14 protein-coding genes are annotated in these 17075 nt (G+C 40.2%); 13 read left to right on the plus strand and 1 reads right to left on the minus strand.

Annotated features, from left to right (window positions below; genetic code table 11):
• The first annotated feature begins 271 nt into the window (after positions 1-271).
• From mraZ to murB, 11 genes are all read left to right on the plus strand, one after another.
• A complete protein-coding gene (gene mraZ / locus DCC39_RS00470) occupies positions 272-703 on the plus strand; it encodes a division/cell wall cluster transcriptional repressor MraZ (RefSeq protein ID WP_116552905.1) in 432 nt (143 codons plus the stop codon).
• A gap of 75 nt (positions 704-778) precedes the next feature.
• Positions 779-1708, plus strand: coding sequence for a 16S rRNA (cytosine(1402)-N(4))-methyltransferase RsmH (gene rsmH / locus DCC39_RS00475; protein WP_116552906.1), 930 nt, complete (start codon positions 779-781; stop codon positions 1706-1708).
• Positions 1709-1731: 23 nt separating this feature from the next.
• Positions 1732-2094, plus strand: a complete 363-nt coding sequence (gene ftsL, locus DCC39_RS00480) for a cell division protein FtsL (RefSeq protein ID WP_165820751.1) — start codon at positions 1732-1734, stop codon at positions 2092-2094.
• A 20-nt stretch (positions 2095-2114) separates the two neighbouring features.
• Entirely contained in the window at positions 2115-4256 is a 2142-nt protein-coding gene (locus tag DCC39_RS00485; RefSeq protein ID WP_116552908.1) for a penicillin-binding protein, read from the plus strand.
• A gap of 88 nt (positions 4257-4344) precedes the next feature.
• Complete coding sequence (locus DCC39_RS00490) at positions 4345-6267, plus strand: stage V sporulation protein D (RefSeq protein ID WP_116552909.1); 1923 nt, start codon at positions 4345-4347, stop codon at positions 6265-6267.
• Between the two features lie 290 nt (positions 6268-6557).
• Positions 6558-8021: a UDP-N-acetylmuramoyl-L-alanyl-D-glutamate--2,6-diaminopimelate ligase gene (locus DCC39_RS00495; protein ID WP_116552910.1), complete on the plus strand. Its 1464-nt coding sequence runs from the start codon at positions 6558-6560 to the stop codon at positions 8019-8021.
• Positions 8018-9385, plus strand: a complete 1368-nt coding sequence (locus tag DCC39_RS00500) for a UDP-N-acetylmuramoyl-tripeptide--D-alanyl-D-alanine ligase (protein WP_116552911.1) — start codon at positions 8018-8020, stop codon at positions 9383-9385. Before DCC39_RS00495 ends, DCC39_RS00500 begins: the two co-directional genes overlap by 4 nt.
• 72 nt (positions 9386-9457) lie before the next feature.
• On the plus strand, positions 9458-10432 hold the full coding sequence (mraY, locus tag DCC39_RS00505; protein WP_116552912.1) for a phospho-N-acetylmuramoyl-pentapeptide-transferase: 975 nt from the start codon (positions 9458-9460) through the stop codon (positions 10430-10432).
• Position 10433: 1 nt separating this feature from the next.
• Positions 10434-11792, plus strand: a complete 1359-nt coding sequence (murD, locus tag DCC39_RS00510; protein ID WP_116552913.1) for a UDP-N-acetylmuramoyl-L-alanine--D-glutamate ligase — start codon at positions 10434-10436, stop codon at positions 11790-11792.
• A 58-nt stretch (positions 11793-11850) separates the two neighbouring features.
• A complete protein-coding gene (gene spoVE, locus DCC39_RS00515) occupies positions 11851-12951 on the plus strand; it encodes a stage V sporulation protein E (RefSeq protein WP_116552914.1) in 1101 nt (366 codons plus the stop codon).
• A gap of 24 nt (positions 12952-12975) precedes the next feature.
• A complete protein-coding gene (gene murB, locus DCC39_RS00520) occupies positions 12976-13887 on the plus strand; it encodes a UDP-N-acetylmuramate dehydrogenase (RefSeq protein WP_116552915.1) in 912 nt (303 codons plus the stop codon).
• A gap of 58 nt (positions 13888-13945) precedes the next feature.
• Here the strand turns inward: murB and DCC39_RS00525 are convergent.
• A protein-coding gene (locus DCC39_RS00525; protein ID WP_116552916.1) for an IS3 family transposase occupies positions 13946-15294 on the minus strand; the annotation gives its coding sequence in 2 pieces (ribosomal slippage) (positions 13946-14850 and positions 14850-15294; 1350 coding nt in all).
• A 198-nt stretch (positions 15295-15492) separates the two neighbouring features.
• On the opposite strand from DCC39_RS00525, the gene DCC39_RS00530 reads away from it, so the two are divergent.
• Both DCC39_RS00530 and DCC39_RS00535 read left to right on the plus strand, forming a co-directional pair.
• Entirely contained in the window at positions 15493-16272 is a 780-nt protein-coding gene (locus DCC39_RS00530; RefSeq protein ID WP_116552917.1) for a cell division protein FtsQ/DivIB, read from the plus strand.
• Positions 16262-16957: a DUF881 domain-containing protein gene (locus DCC39_RS00535; protein WP_338066526.1), complete on the plus strand. Its 696-nt coding sequence runs from the start codon at positions 16262-16264 to the stop codon at positions 16955-16957. Before DCC39_RS00530 ends, DCC39_RS00535 begins: the two co-directional genes overlap by 11 nt.
• Positions 16958-17075: the final 118 nt, after the last annotated feature.

A 17075-nucleotide genomic window follows, 5' to 3' on the forward strand; every position in this document is an offset into this window, starting at 1 on the left:
TTAGTCGAACTTCCTTAATAGGCTGCGAATCTCTTCGTCAGCTTGCTCTTCCGCTCCTCACGTATCCTACAAACATACGCTGTGTTGCTCAGAGCTGCGCTTCCTCGACCTTCTTGCCTCTCGTTGTCCTCCTTTTTGAACACGCACTATAAAATAAAATCTTGCCGCTTTGGCAGGATTTTTTCTTTTTTCATGGAAATAGTAAAAAAAGAGTGTGGTACATTGTGGGGGGATGTGGTAGATTAGATTATGAAAGTGGGGGAATTGGGCCATGTTCATGGGGGAATATGAACATAACATTGATGAAAAAGGACGAATGATCATTCCTGCAAAGTTCCGCGATGAACTTGGCTCAACATTTGTGCTCACTAGAGGACTAGATCAATGCATATTTGGTTACCCTTTAGAAGAATGGAAAGTGTTGGAAGAAAAGCTTAAATCGCTTCCTTTTACAAAAAAAGATGCAAGAGCTTTTACAAGATTCTTTTTTTCAGGGGCAATGGAATGCCAACTAGATAAACAGGGAAGAGTCAATATTGCGCCGACACTCCGGAAATATGCCAAATTGGAAAAAGAGTGTACAATCATCGGAGTTTCAAATCGAATTGAAATTTGGAGCAATGCTGTTTGGGAAGATTACTACAATGACTCTGAAGAATCTTTTGGTGAAATTGCTGAAAGCTTAATTGACTTTGAATTGTAGCTATTTATTGAATGATGTTTCAAAAAGAGCCAGGAGACTCTAGTCTTTTTTTGGACAACCAAGTGTGGGAGACGTATGAACGGACACGAAACAGTACTCAAAGAAGAAGCAGTTGAACAACTTAATATTTCCCCTGATGGCATCTATGTTGACTGTACGTTTGGAAGAGGTGGGCATAGTGCAAAAATCATGGAAAAATTATCGCCTAACGGACATCTTTATGCATTTGACCAAGATGTAACGGCCGCTCGCCATGCCGAGCAATATTTTTCCCATCATAATCATTTCACTTTTATCCGTAACAACTTTCGCTTTTTAAAAGAAGAATTAAACAGCCGAAATGTAACGATGGTAGATGGCATTCTTTTTGATTTGGGTGTCTCTTCCCCGCAATTGGATGAGGTTGAACGGGGATTTAGTTATCATCACGATGCCCCATTAGACATGAGGATGGATCAAAATGCACACCTCACAGCAAAGGAAATTGTAAACGAGTGGGAATATGAGAAGCTTGTTTCCATTTTTTTTCACTATGGCGAAGAGAAATTTTCCAAGCAAATTGCGAGAAAAATTGGATATGCAAGACAAAAGAAACGGATAGAGACGACTAGTGAGCTCGTTGAGATAATTAAAGAAGCCATTCCAGCGCCTGCCCGGAGAAAAGGCGGGCATCCGGCAAAAAGAATATTTCAAGCAATAAGAATAGCAGTGAATGATGAACTGAAAGTTTTTGAAGCCGGGCTAAAAGAGGGGATCGAACTATTAAACCCGGCAGGGAGAATCGTTGTTATTACGTTTCATTCTCTAGAAGATCGAATATGTAAAACAGTTTTTAAAAAGGAAAGCACAGGCCCGGAACTTCCGCAAGGGCTTCCTATCATTCCGGATGAATACAAACCGAAAGTAAAATTGATTACGAGAAAACCCATCTTGCCGACGGAAGAAGAGATTAAACATAACCGAAGAGCGCGTTCAGCAAAGCTCAGGGTTGCGGAAAAGTGTTAAATTTTACGATAGGGGGATAAATTTTGGATAATTTGGCTTTTCAAACGAGGAGAAAACAGCAACATGCTCAAAAGCATGTAAAGAAAACATCGACAGTTGTTGTCGAAAAAGGTAGAATAACTAAAGGGGAAGTCGTATTATTAGCGATTCTTGCGATTACTTTTTTCCTTGCTTCCGTTTTTGTTATTTCAAATTATTCATCGATCAATTCAATAAATCGGGACATTCAAGCTGTTCAGACAGAAATTGATGCAAAAACCCGCGAAAACCAGGATTTGGAATTGCAAGTAACAGAGTTGAGCGATCCTGATCGGATTTTTAATATCGCAAAAAATGAATTGGGTTTGGAATTAAATGAAGAGAATGTAAAGGTCATCACAGAGTAAGCTACGCGAGTGTGATAAAAATGGGACAAATGAAAAATAAAAATATTAATAAAGGAGCAGCCAGTGTTGTAATTTTGTTTGTGCTGCTCTTTCTTTTATTGTTTACAAGATTTTTATACATCGAAATAACGAAAGAAGTAGACGGAAAAGAATTAAATACGCTTGCCCAAGAACTTTGGACAACTTCCAAAACGTTAGAAGCCCACCGAGGCTCCATTTATGATCGGAAAGGAAACGTCCTTGCGCAAGATATTCCTTCCTATACGATTTATGCGATTCTCGATCGATCTTATCCAAACCACGTGAAGGATCCTGAAGAAACTGCGAAACAGCTAGCGCCTATTTTAGGTGCCTCAAAAGAAAATCTAGAAAAAATATTAAAGCAAAAGAAGCGCTTTCAAGTTGAGTTTGGCGCTTACGGCCGCAAACTTACGCAAAAGCAAAAAAATAAAATAGAGGAATTAAATCTCCCGGGGATCGGTTTTGAAAGAGAGACCAAAAGATATTACCCTAATCAGGTGTTCGCGTCACATATCATTGGATTTGTGAATGAAAATGAACAGTCTGATATCCAGGAAGGGGTAATGGGCCTTGAAAAAAGTTTGAATAAATATTTAATAGAAAAAAATGGATCGGTTACATTTAAACGCGATGGAAGCGGAACAAAGCTGCCTGTGCCAGATGAAAAAATAGAAAAGCCCCAAAATGGAAAAAGTGTCTATTTAACAATTGATGAAAATATTCAGCTTTTCGTTGAACAGGCATTAAATGAAATTGAAAAAGAATACAAGCCGGAAAGAGCAATCGCAATCGTTGCCAATCCAAAGACAGGTGAAATTCTAGCTTTAGGGAACCGGCCAAGTTTTAATCCGAATAAAAGAGATATTGCAAACTATTCAAATGATGCAATTTCCTCCCGTTTTGAGCCTGGTTCCACAATGAAGGTATTTACCCTTGCCGCCGCGATTGAAGAGGGAGTATACAACGGACAGGAAAAGTATCAATCTGGAAAATACAAAGTTGCCGGTGGTGTCATCTCTGACCATAACAATGGTGAGGGATGGGGGAGCATTACCTTTGATGAAGGCGTAAGACGCTCATCAAACGTTGCTTTTTCCAAGTTGGCGAAAGAAAAGTTAGGCTTTAATCGTCTATACCAGTATTTGACAAAGTTTGGTTTTCGCGAAAAAACGGGAATCGATTTGCCTGATGAAGCAAACAGTGCTTTCCGCTATGAAGCTGAGATTGAAAAAGTAACGACTTCCTTTGGCCAAGGTACAGCTGTTACGCCGATACAACAAATTCAGGCAGCGACTGCGATTGCAAATAATGGCGTGATGATGCGTCCATATGTTACACGAAAAATCATAGACCCTGAAACAGACGAAATCATCCTAGAAAACAAGCCAAAATCAACAGGCAAGCCCATTTCTCCAGAAACGGCATCAAAAGTATTAGACATTCTGGAAACTGTTGTAACAGATGGAACAGGACAGCCGTTTGCGATTGAAGGCTACGACATTGCCGGTAAGACGGGGACTGCACAAATCCCATCTCCGAATGGCGGATATATGAAAGGATGGGGAAAAAATATTTATTCATTTATAGGAATGGCACCTAAAAATGATCCGAAGTTAGTCGTTTATGTTGCCGTAGACCGCCCTAAACTTAAAGGCTTCGAAACAGGCTCTCAAGCAACAGGAAAGCTATTTACATCGATTACGAAAAACAGTTTACAGCATTTAAATATCGAACCAGATGCATCTGAGGATTCAAAGAAAGCTCTTTCGAAAAATAGTAATTATGGCTTAGAACTGGAAGATTATGCTGGGAAAAAGTTGGAAGAAGCGAGAAAAGAACTTGAAAATAAAGGGTTTAAAGTCGAGGCTTTAGGCAACAAAGATAGCTTGATACAGGAACAGATTCCTTATCCGGGTTCATCTGTTTTAAATGGAGAACGAATCATTTTAAAAGGCGACGGAGAAATTAAAATGCCGAATCTAAAAGGGTGGTCTTTGGCGGACGCCTTGAAAGTCGTTGAAATCCTGCAGTTGGAACCGAAAATAAATGGTTCCGGCTATGTTGTTAAACAAAGTATAAAGCCAAAAGAATCAGTAAGAGAAAAGGATCAAATCACGATACAGCTTGCTCCTCCAGAGTAGCCAAAACAAAAACAAAATGAGTGAGCGGCGTCTAATTATTTTCGTACAAGCATATATTGAAACGAGTTAAGTAAGGGAGGTCCTCACTTTGCGCGTTTCAAATGTTACTGTACGGAAAAGGATTATTTTTTCGCTTGTAATTGGCGTAATTGTGTTTTTCGTTTTAATTGCCAGGTTAGGGTATGTACAGCTAATACAGGGGAATTGGCTAACGGAAAAAGCAAAGGATTCATGGAGCAGAAATATTCCTTTTGAAGCAGAACGCGGAGAAATTCTTGATCGCAACGATATTCCGCTCGCCAAAAATATAAGTGCTCCGTCTATCCTTGTCGTGCCAAGGCAAGTGAAGGATGCCAACGATACCGCTGAGAAACTGGCGTCCGCTCTTAATATGAAGAAAGATAGAGTATATGAGATTCTTACGAAACCCTCATCTTCCCAGTGGATTCATCCAGAAGGACGAAAAATTTCAAATGAAAAGGCAAATGAAATAAGAAAATTGCGATTACCTGGCGTATATATCGCTGAAGATAACAAGCGCCATTATCCATTTGGCAGCTATTTGTCACATGTCCTCGGTTTTGCGGGGATTGATAATCAGGGGCTAACAGGCCTGGAAAAATATTATGACGAAAAATTGAGTGGAAAAAAAGGCCAAGTTGAGTATTACTCAGATGCAAAAGGGAATCGCCTGCCTTTTCTTTCAGATGACTACACACCTCCCCAAAGCGGGTTAAATTTAAAACTGACCATTGATTCAAAAGTGCAGACAATCATCGAAAGAGAATTGGATATTGCTGAGACAACTTACCATCCGGATGGGGCCATGGCAATTGCCATGAATCCCAAGACAGGCGAAATTTTAGGGATGTCCAGCAGGCCGGATTTCAATCCGGAAAACTTCCGGGAAATTGCACCGGAAATCTATAATCAAAACAAACCGGTTTGGAGTACGTTTGAACCGGGTTCAACATTTAAAATCATTACACTTGCTGCCGCACTTGAAGAAGGAAAGGTTGACTTGGAGCATGACCATTTTCACGATCCAGGCCATATAAAAGTCGGTAGCGCCAAGCTAAGATGTTGGAAATCGGGCGGGCATGGTGAGCAAACATTTTTAGAAGTTGTCGAGAATTCATGCAACCCAGGCTTCGTAGCGCTAGGCCAAAGGCTAGGCAAAGAAAAACTGTTTTCCTATATTCATAAATTTGGTTTTGGTGAAAAAACAGGTGTTGATTTGCAGGGAGAAGGTACAGGAATCCTATTTGACCTTGAACGGGTTGGGCCAGTGGAACTGGCAACGACATCATTTGGCCAAGGTGTTTCTGTAACGCCTATTCAACAAATAACCGCTGTATCAGCCGCCATTAACGGAGGGGCCTTATATGAGCCTTATATTGCAAAAGAATGGATCGATCCAAAAACGAATGAGACGGTTGAAAAGATAACACCGAAGATGAAGCGGCAAGTTATTTCAAAAGAATCGTCAAAGAAAATCCGTGAATCTCTAGAAAGCGTTGTTGCAAAGGGAACTGGAAAAAACGCGTTTATCGACGGCTATCGTGTCGGCGGAAAAACAGGAACGGCACAAAAAGCTGTCGGGGGAAAATATTTAACAAATAACTACATTGTTTCATTTATTGGTTTTGCTCCGGCAGATGACCCAGAGATTATTGTCTATGTTGCGATTGACAATCCAAAAGGGATTGTACAATTCGGGGGTACCGTCGCCGCTCCGATTGCCGGTAAAATTATTGGCGACAGTCTGCAAGTCATGGACGTTAAAAAGAGAAAAAAACAAATTGAAAAAGAAAAAGCGTGGAATGACACTCCAATGATCGAAGTGCCGGATCTTACTGGGCAAACTCTTAAAGAAATCCGGAATGCTTTTTACAATTTAAAAATCGATGCATCCGGAACCGGCGAGAAAGTGATTTACCAATCGCCAAAAGCCGGCGAAAAAGTCGAAGAAGGTTCAACCATTCGCTTATATTTAAGTGAAAAACATTGAACTTCAAATGATTAGAAAAAAATGATTATCAAAGGATGGCGAAAGCCTTAAGTGATTGACGAACCGAATAAAATGACTACGAAAGCGATCCTTAATGTAGTAAAATAAATGGGGCGGTGAAGCCAAGCGGCCGGAGCTTGGCTTCTAAATTACCTTCTAAACTTACATTCACCCAAGGCCGTACAACTGATTATTTGCCAAAAACGGTGGAGTAAGCCATTTACTCCATCGTTTTTGACGAATAACCTTAACCAAATGGATATAGATTGCTTCAGAGAGGACTGGGATACATGAAGCTGGAAAAATTGATCGGCCATTTACTTGTGAAAAAATGGTTAAAAAAAGGGAATCCGGAAATTCATTCGATTCAAATGGATTCACGCAAGGTAAATCAAAATGATCTATTTATATGTATCAACGGATTTACGGTTGATGGACATGATTTTGCCAAAGAGGCGGTTTCGAAAGGAGCGGTCGCACTCGTTGTTGAGCGTCCGGTCAACTTAGATGTCCCTACGATTTTAGTAAAAGATTCGCAGCGTGCGATGGCCATTCTTGCAGATGTATTTTATGAATATCCTACAAAAAAATTAAATGTAATAGGCGTCACAGGCACAAATGGAAAAACAACGACAACGTATTTGATCGATAAAATATTAGAAGACAGCGGAGTAAGAACAGGAAGAATTGGGACGATTAATACAAAAATCAACGGTGTTGAAAGAGACATAGCAAACACAACCCCTGAATCACTTACTCTCCAAAAAATGTTTTCCGAAATGGTTGAAGGAGATACGAAAGCCGCAGTAATGGAAGTTTCTTCACATGCCCTTCATTTAGGCAGGGTGAGAGGCTGTGACTTTGACATCGCTGTTTTTACAAATTTAACTCAGGATCATTTGGACTACCACAAAACGATGGAAGCTTATAAACAAGCAAAGGGAATTCTTTTTTCCCAGCTAGGAAATACATATAGTAAATGTCAGAGGAAAGTTGCTGTTTTAAATAATGACGATGAAGCTTCAGCCTATTACAAAACGATTACGGCAGCAGAAGTAGTCACATATGGAATCGAAAAAGAGGCGGATATTTCAGCAAAAAATATAAAATTGTCAGGCGCTGGAACTAATTTTTTGCTTTGTACGCCATTTGGGGATATTGACATCAATATGCGATTAATCGGCACTTTTAGCGTTTATAATGCGTTAGCCGCAGTCTCCGCATGTCTGGCATCTGGCATATCCCTTCGTTCGATCAAGCAAAGTCTTGAAAGCATGGAAGGTGTGCCAGGCCGTTTCGAATTGATTGATGAAGGCCAGCCGTACACTGTGCTTGTTGATTACGCACACACGCCTGATAGCTTATTAAATGTTTTAAAAACAATTAAGGAATTTGCGAAAGGGAAAATGACAGTCGTCGTTGGCTGCGGCGGTGATCGGGATAAAACAAAACGGCCGATCATGGGAGAGATCGCCATGCAATATGCTGACTGTGCGATTTTTACTTCCGACAACCCGAGAAGTGAGGATCCTGAGCAAATTTTGCACGACATAACAGCAAATGTAGAAGGTGATTATCTTACGATCGTTGATCGAAGAGAGGCCATTTACTATGCTGTTCAGCAAGCGAAGCCGGATGATGTCATTTTAGTTGCTGGAAAAGGTCATGAGACGGAGCAGATTATCGGCAAGAACATCTATCATTTTGATGATCGTGAAGTTGCCAGAGATGCGATAAAGGAGTCAAGGTTATGAATCAGCCGCTATCTTTTTTTGAATCGCTAGGCGAATTGGTGAATGGAAAGTCAAATGACTCAAGACAAATCGAATGTATATTTATAAATAGCAGGCAACAAGTGAGGAGTGGGCTCTTTATCCCTATAAAAGGTGAGCGTTTTGACGGTCACGATTTTTTGCTGCAAGCGATAAGCAACGGTGCTGTCGCAAGTTATTGGAACAAAGATAAGCTGTTGCCGCCGGGCCTTCCAATGGACTTTCCTATCATTTTAGTTGAAGACACAACAATCGCATTGCAAAAAACCGCAGAACGTTACCTTTCAATGGTAAAGCCGTATGTTGTGGCAATTACCGGCAGCAACGGAAAGACAACGACAAAAGATTTAATTTCTTCACTTGTTGAACAACAATTTCATTCATTTAAAACAATGGGAAATTATAATAATCATATCGGGATGCCTCTTACGATCCTTTCAATGAAAGAGGATTGTGAGGTCCTCATTTTGGAAATGGGGATGAGTCATTTAGGCGAGATTTCATTTTTAAGCCGTCTTGCAAAGCCTGACTATGCGGTGATTACAAATATAGGCGAGTCCCATCTTGAACAACTGGGCAGCCGTGAGAAAATCGCAGAAGCTAAAATGGAAATTCGTGACGGCTTAAAAAGTGATGGAGTAACGGTTATGGATGGAGATGAACCGATTCTAAAGCCCATCGCAAACGAAACGAATGTCATTACTTGTGGATATGGATCAAACTGTGATGTTGTCATTAAAAATGTTTCAGGAAATGAAGATGGCCAGTTTTTTACATTAAATCATGAAGAAACAAAATTTTATTTGCCTTTGCTTGGAAAACATAATATTAAAAATGCTGTTTATGCAATCGTCATCGCAAGAAAACTTGGAATTAGCGATCTTAACATTCAAAAAGGCCTTAAGAACACAACTTTGACAGCAATGCGTCTTCAGCGCATAAAAGGAAAAAATGATTCATTGCTTATTAATGATGCATACAATGCGAGCCCTTCATCAATGAAGGCCGGGATTGAATCGCTTGAGCTGCTAACTGAATATAATAATAAGGTTGCTGTTTTGGGCGATATGTATGAATTAGGTGAAAAAGAAAAAGAGCTTCATCAAAGCGTCGCCAATTCAATTGGGGAAAACGTTCAAACTGTTATCTGTGTAGGGGAAAAAGGAAAATGGATTGGAGAGGCGCTTCAAGAGCGAAAATGGAACGGAACAGTGATTCTATGCGAGACGAAAGAAGATGCAGAATCCCATCTTGAACCTTTACTTACAAGTGAAACGGTTGTTCTTTTTAAAGCATCGCGCGGCATGAAGCTTGAAACATTAATCGATAAAGTGAGACTTCCATGAGTAGAGGTCTTGCGGACGGTTTGTACCGGGAAAAATTGGTTCGTCGCGAGTGAAAAGAGGGGTTTTTAAAAAATGCTTGAAAAAACGCTAGTTTATACACTTTTGGCAGCTTTTTTAATTGCTGTTATTTTATCACCTATCGTTATACCTTTTTTAAGACGATTAAAATTCGGCCAAAGCATTCGTGAAGAAGGGCCAAAATCTCACCAGAAAAAAGCCGGAACCCCTACAATGGGGGGGATCATTATTTTGTTAGCAGGGCTTGTTACAGCAAGTATAGCCATTGCGAGAGCTTCTGAGTTTTCAACCGCCGCCCTCTTGCTCATTTTTGTCACGCTCGGTTTTGGGCTTATTGGATTTATAGACGATTTTATAAAAATTGTTTTAAAAAGAAACCTAGGTCTAACTTCGAAACAAAAATTGCTGGGCCAGTTATTTATCGCGATTGTTTTTTATTTTGGCTTACGAGCGATTGGGCATCCTACAACTCTCAATATTCCCGGAACGGATCTTTCCTATGATATTGGGCTGCTCTATCCTCTTCTCATTATTTTTATGCTCGTCGGCGCTTCGAATGCCGTTAATTTGACAGATGGGCTTGATGGATTGTTGGCAGGAACTGCGGCAGTTGCCTTCGGAACATTTGCGGTTTTGAGTTGGAATCAGTCAGAATTATCCATTGCGTTATTTTGTACAGCAGTTGTCGGGGCTGTGTTAGGCTTTCTCGTTTTCAATGCCCATCCCGCAAAAGTATTTATGGGAGATACAGGCTCATTAGCACTGGGTGGAGCACTAGCTTCCATCGCCATTTTAACAAAGATGGAACTGTTGCTTGTTGTCATCGGCGGGGTTTTCGTTATTGAAACAGTATCCGTTATTATTCAAGTGATTTCGTTCAAGTCAACAGGCAAAAGGGTTTTCAAAATGACGCCATTACATCATCATTATGAATTGTCAGGCTGGTCTGAATGGCGGGTTGTCACGACGTTTTGGCTTGTTGGCTTTCTTTTTGCCGCGCTTGGAATTTACTTAGAGGTGTGGATGTAGCATGAAAAATAACAACGATTATAAAGGAAAAAAGATTTTAATCATCGGTTTGGCAAAAAGCGGTTATGCCGCCGCAAGAATTCTCGATCGCTTAGGGGCGGACATTGTTGTGAATGATATCGTCCCTCTTGAAGAGAACGCCCAAGCAAAAGAACTGAAACGAATGGGAATAGAAGTCATTTGCGGCTCCCATCCTCTTTCTCTGCTTGAAAAAGATTTTGAGCTTATCGTTAAAAACCCGGGGATCCGCTATGACAACCCGTTAATCGCAGAAGCGATAGAAAGGAACATACCTGTTATTACGGAAGTAGAATTAGCTTGGAAAATATCTGAAGCCGAACTTATCGGAATAACAGGCTCCAATGGGAAAACGACAACAACGATGCTAATTACCGAAATGTTAAACGGCGGTGAAAAAAAACCTCTCGCAGCGGGTAACATTGGCACCGTTGTTTCTGAAGTTGCTGAAACTGCAGAAGCGGACTCGATCATCGTAACAGAGCTTTCAAGCTTCCAATTAATGGGCACAATCGAATTCAGGCCGAAAATCGCTGTATTATTAAATCTTTTCGATGCCCATCTTGATTATCATGGTACGAAAGATGCTTATGTAGCGGCAAAGGCAAAAATCTTTAGGAATCAAACAAAAGAAGATTTTCTTGTGTATAATGCAGATGATGAACTTGTTTCAGCAATTGTTGCAACAAGCGAATCGACGTGCATCCCTTTTTCACGAAAAAAACAACTGGAGATTGGTGCGTGCATAAAAGACGGAGAGATCTATTTCAATCATGAACCGGTCATCTCACTTTCAAACATTGCATTGCCTGGTGTACATAATCTCGAAAACATTCTTGCTGCCGTTGCCACAGCAAAACTTGTAGGGATTGATAACGAATGGATTGAAAGGGTGCTTACAACCTTTCATGGCGTAAAACATCGGCTAGAATATGTTGAAACGCTGAATGGGAGGAAATTTTATAATGACTCAAAGGCAACAAACCTTTTAGCGACAGAAAAAGCCATTTCGGCTTTTCATGAGCCGGTCATTTTGTTAGCTGGCGGGCTTGATCGCGGGAATGGGTTTGATGAGCTTATTCCTATTTTACAAAAACATGTAAAAGCAGTTGTCTCATTTGGCGAAACGCGTAAAAAAATTCAAGAAGTGGCTGAAAAAGCAGGAATACAGCATACGAAAATTGTTTCGAATATGGAAGAAGCGGTCGATGCCGCTTATCGCATTTCCGATAAAGGTGACATTATTCTGTTATCTCCTGCCTGCGCAAGCTGGGATCAATACAAAACATTTGAAGAAAGAGGAGACATGTTTGTTAATAGCGTGCATAAATTAAAAGTGTGACAGGCTGTTACGTGAGCAGCTTTTGTTGCGAAAACGACGCGATTTCGAGGTGTTTCGCATGTTTAAGAAAAAGGCTCAGCCTGATTATTTACTCATTGTGTCTACACTTTTGCTATTAACAATTGGATTAATTATGGTCTATAGCGCAAGTGCGATATGGGCAGATTTCCGATTTCATGATCCTTTCTTTTTTGCGAAACGCCAACTTTTATTTGCAGGCGTTGGTGTCTTTGCAATGTTTTTTATAATGAATGTTGACTATTGGGTTTGGCAAAAATGGTCAAAGGTGCTGCTCATTATATGTTTTATTTTGCTTATTCTCGTATTAATCCCCGGGGTTGGGCTCGTTAGAGGCGGGGCAAGAAGCTGGCTTGGAGTAGGTGCTTTTTCGATTCAACCTTCTGAGTTTATGAAAATAGCGATGATCATTTTTTTAGCTAGGTATTTGTCGCAGCACCAAAAAAAGATCACGTCATTACGAAAAGGGCTTATCCCTTCGCTGTCTCTCGTACTCATCGCATTCGCATTCATCATGCTTCAGCCAGATTTAGGGACAGGGGCTGTCATGGTATGCACGTGCATTGTCATGATTTTTATTGCCGGAGCGAGAATTTTACACTTTTTTAGCTTAGGGCTTATCGGTTTAATCGGTTTGGCCGGACTCATTATATCAGCCCCTTACAGGATTAAGCGCATCACTTCCTATCTTGATCCGTGGAGCGATCCGTTGGGAAGCGGCTTTCAAATTATTCAATCCCTTTATGCAATTGGTCCGGGAGGATTGATGGGCTTGGGACTAGGGCAAAGCCGGCAAAAATTTTTTTATCTGCCTGAGCCGCAAACGGATTTTATCTTTGCTGTTTTAGTTGAAGAACTAGGTTTTCTAGGCGGCGTTTTTGTACTTGCTCTTTTCTGTATCATGCTCTGGCGGGGGATTAGTATTGCAAGCGGGGCACCTGACCTGTTTGGCAGCTTTCTTGCGATTGGAATTATCGGCATGCTTGCGATTCAAGTGTTTATAAATATCAGTGTTGTCATTGGTTTATTGCCGGTAACAGGAATCACGCTTCCGTTTCTTAGCTACGGCGGATCGTCACTAACGCTCATGCTTTTCAGCATTGGTATTTTATTGAATATAAGCCGGTATGCAAGATATTAATTTATGATAAGGAAGGAAGAAATTATGGAAAAGTTAGCGGAAAAATTAATAGACGCAGACATCGGTAAAGTGCTATTAGATGAACCGCTTGCGAACCATACAACGATAAAAATCGGCGGCCCTGCAGAACTGTATGTAGAGCCGAAAGATATCGAAAGCTTGAAGCGGTTAATGGCTTTCATTCGTGAAGAAAACATACAATGGTTCGTCATTGGACGCGGTTCGAATCTGTTGGTAAAGGATGGCGGGATTAAAGGTGTTGTCATTAACCTTGCAAAAGGAATCGAACATTTGGAAATAACGGGTGAAACAATCAAAGTTGGCGGGGGATATCCACTCGTGAAACTTGCCACATTGATAAGTAAAAAAGGATTGTCAGGCCTCGAGTTTGCAGGCGGCATCCCCGGTTCAGTCGGGGGGGCGGTTTATATGAATGCTGGCGCCCATGGATCTGACATTTCAAAGATTACAACGCGTGTTCACGTTCTATATCCTGATGGATCGATGCGATGGCTTTCCAATGAAGAGATGAAATTCTCGTACCGGACATCAATCTTGCAAAGCGAACCCGGAATTGTCGTAGAAGCAGAAATGAAACTTAAAGAAGATGACAAAGAAACGGTTACAGCTTTAATGAAAAAGCATAAAGACTACAGGCGCGAAACACAGCCGTGGAATGACCCGTGCTGTGGAAGCGTATTTCGCAACCCGCTCCCTGAACATTCAGGTGCGTTAATTGAAAGGGCCGGCCTTAAAGGCACAAAAATGGGCGGTGTTCAAATTTCCGAAATGCATGGAAATTTTATTGTAAACATTAAAAAAGGAGTTGCGAAAGCACAGGACGTTCTTGATTTAATTGAATTAGTGAAGAAAACAATTAAAGAGAAATACGATATTGAATTAGAAACAGAAGTAGAAGTTGTTGGCGACCCTTAACGGTGAAACACCTTTCGAAATTTGAAGTGACCCCATAAAGTTAGACACGGGTATTTCGTTAGGCGGCTAACTGGGCATGAACTCGGTATTGTACCGGGCTCATGCCCTTTAATTTTGCCTTAATCCGTTTGTGATTATAGTAATCTATGTATTTTTCTAGTTCCTTTTTAAAGTGCTCTACACTTTCAAATTCCTTTAGGTAGAGAAATTCTGATTTCATGATCCCAAAGAAACTTTCAATCACGGCGTTATCGTAACAGTTTCCCTTACGGGACATACTTTGTGTGATGCCACGTTCGCTTAGGGAAAGTTGGTATTTCTTCATCTGATAGTGCCAGCCTTGATCGGAATGAATGAGAAGGTTTTCCTCTCCCTTTAACCTTTCAAAAGCTTGATCCAGCATAGTGGAAACAAGGGAATACGTTGGTCTAGAACCTAATGTATAGGTAATGATTTCACCGTTATATAAATCGAGAATCGATGATAGGTAAAGCTTCTCTCCAAACAGTTTAAATTCAGTAATATCGGTCACCCATTTCTCATTTGGTTTATCAGCTTTGAAATTGCGGTCTAAAATGTTGGAGGCAATCTTACCGACCGTTCCCTTGTATGAACGGTATTTCTTCATACGTACCAGGCATTTCAGGCCTAATTCCTTCATGATACGCTGAACCTTTTTGTGGTTTATCTTGAGCTTCCGATTCCTTAATTCGTCCCGAATACGGCGATAGCCAAGACGACCTTCATGCTCATCATAAATAGATTGAATGATCTTCTTCAACTGTGCATCTGGATCAGGCTTCCCCATGTTTTTCACCCAATAATAATAGGTGCTTCGAGGGATTTCTGCGAGCTTCAAAAGTGCTTTCACCGGAAATTCATGCCTTAATTCATAGACTACTTGCGCTTTGTCTTGTTTGGTGATTTTTCCTTGTTTTGAACTAAGGCATTCAACTTTTTTAAATACGCATTCTCCATACGTAAACGTTCTAGTTCCTCCTGGAGTGCTTCTACAGATCCTTCTGCCGGTGTTGGTTTCTTTGAGTTTTTATTCATGGTTGGACGCCCCTTTTTCTTTGGTTTGAGGGCATCCAATCCTCCGGATTCAAAATCAGTCTTCCATTTAAAAAGTGTTGACGGTGCCGGGATATTAAATATCGCAGCCGTTTTCCTAATGGATGTCCCTTGTTCGACCATATAATTAAGTACATCCATTTTAAACTGCGGGGAGAAGGTTGTATAGGGCTTATCGAAAGCCGCCTCACCAGCGAACTCATATTGTTTAATCCAATTGTGGAGAACACCAGAACTAACACCAATGGATTTAGCCACTGTTTTGTACCCTTCCATCCCATTTAGATAGCTTTTGACGGCTTGTAACTTTTCTTCTGAAGTAAATTTGGCCATTAAAAAACTGCACCTCCAATTGTTAGGTATGTCTAACAATTGGGGTGCAGTTCAAATTTTGAAGGGTGTTTTTTGGTTTTTTACGTAAATATTAAAATTAAATTTCATTAAGAATGCAACGAACTCACCTAAATAATTGTGTTATAATGAGTGGGAAATGCATTTTTTTTGCGTTACTTCGTTTACGGAGGAAAACTTATGAAAAATGGGAAGGTCGTTACGATAGAAGACCGTATTCCTAAATTAAAGGCAGCGCGGCAACGTAAAGCAAATCGAAGATTCATTCTCTATATTTCAATCTTTTTTTTGTTGATTTTGCTTGTCGTTTACTTACAATCTCCATTAAGTAAAGTTGGAAAAATAAAGATTAATGGCAACCATTATGTTACAAATTCAGCGATTTTGAAATCAGGGGGATTATCGAAAGAGACAAGCTTTTGGAATATTAATACGAAAGAATTGGAAAAGAAAATAATCGCAGCGAATCTTCAAATTTCTGACGTTACGATAGAAAGAAAGCTTCCAAACGTACTTTCAATCGAAGTGAATGAATTTTCAAGAGTTGCTTACTTAAAAGAGAAAGATACATTTTACCCTATTCTTGAAAACGGCAAAGTGATTCATCAATTATCATCAAAACAAATACCGGTGAACGCCCCGATTCTTATCGATTTGAAAGAAGAGAAGCTTGAAGAATTAGCATCAGAGTTAAAGAAACTGCCCCAAAGCCTTATTCAAAGAATTTCAGAAATTAATCATGCGCCATCGGAAACTGTCTCTTACGATTTAATTATTTTTATGAACGACGGTTTCGAAGTAAGAACATCAATAAGAGATTTTTCCAAAAACATGAAAAAATATCCATCTATTGTCAGCGAGATTGAACCAGGAAAAAAAGGTATTATTCACATAAATGTCAGCTCCTATTTTGAAGCGTTCGAAACCGAGGAGGCAGCTAAGGTTGAAAGTGAAGGGTAAACATGTTATTTATTCCCTTGTACTTTTGTTGGTAGGGTTTATTGTAGCGTTTTCGTATCAAGTTACAGTAAAAGAGCAGTTGCCTAGCCAAGTGTCTCAAAAAGAATGGGAAAAGGAAGATAAACTTCGAAACGATATTTTAACTGTCCAACAAAATAATTCTTTGTTAATTGAACGATTAACAGAACTTCAAGAAGAAGTACAGGAAATAGAAAAATCTCAAGCTAAGCAGGAACAGATAACATCCGAACTAGTGAATGATCTTGACAACTTAAGGATGATCACTGGAAATGTCAAAGTAAAAGGCCCCGGTGTGATTGTTTCGCTTAGAGATGCATCCTATATCCCTGAACAAGATAATCCTAACCACTACATCGTTCATGAACAGCATATTCAAAAAGTAATTTCTGAATTGTTCATTTCGGGAGCCGAAGCCGTCTCAATTAACGGTCAGCGCATTGCACATAATTCATATATACTGTGTATCGGGCCAGTCGTAGAAGTAGATGGGAACCAGTACTTTGCTCCATTTGAAATCGCTGGGATTGGCGATCCTGAAATGATGGAGGCAGCACTGAACCTTAAAGGAAATTTAAAAGATCAACTTGTTGAAAATGGCATTGAAGTTACGATTGAAAAGAAAAATGAAATTGTAATGGAGCCGTTTTTAAGTAAAGAAAATTAGCCGATTGGCAGCCTATAAGGCGAAGACAGAGGCATGGTACACACAGAGTACAGCGCTCACTGACTCACTCTGTTCGCAGCTTATGCTTAGGACATAAAATTTGCTGCTGCGTCGATTC

The organism is Pueribacillus theae (assembly GCF_003097615.1).
Lineage (GTDB): Bacteria > Bacillota > Bacilli > Bacillales > UBA6769 > Pueribacillus > Pueribacillus theae.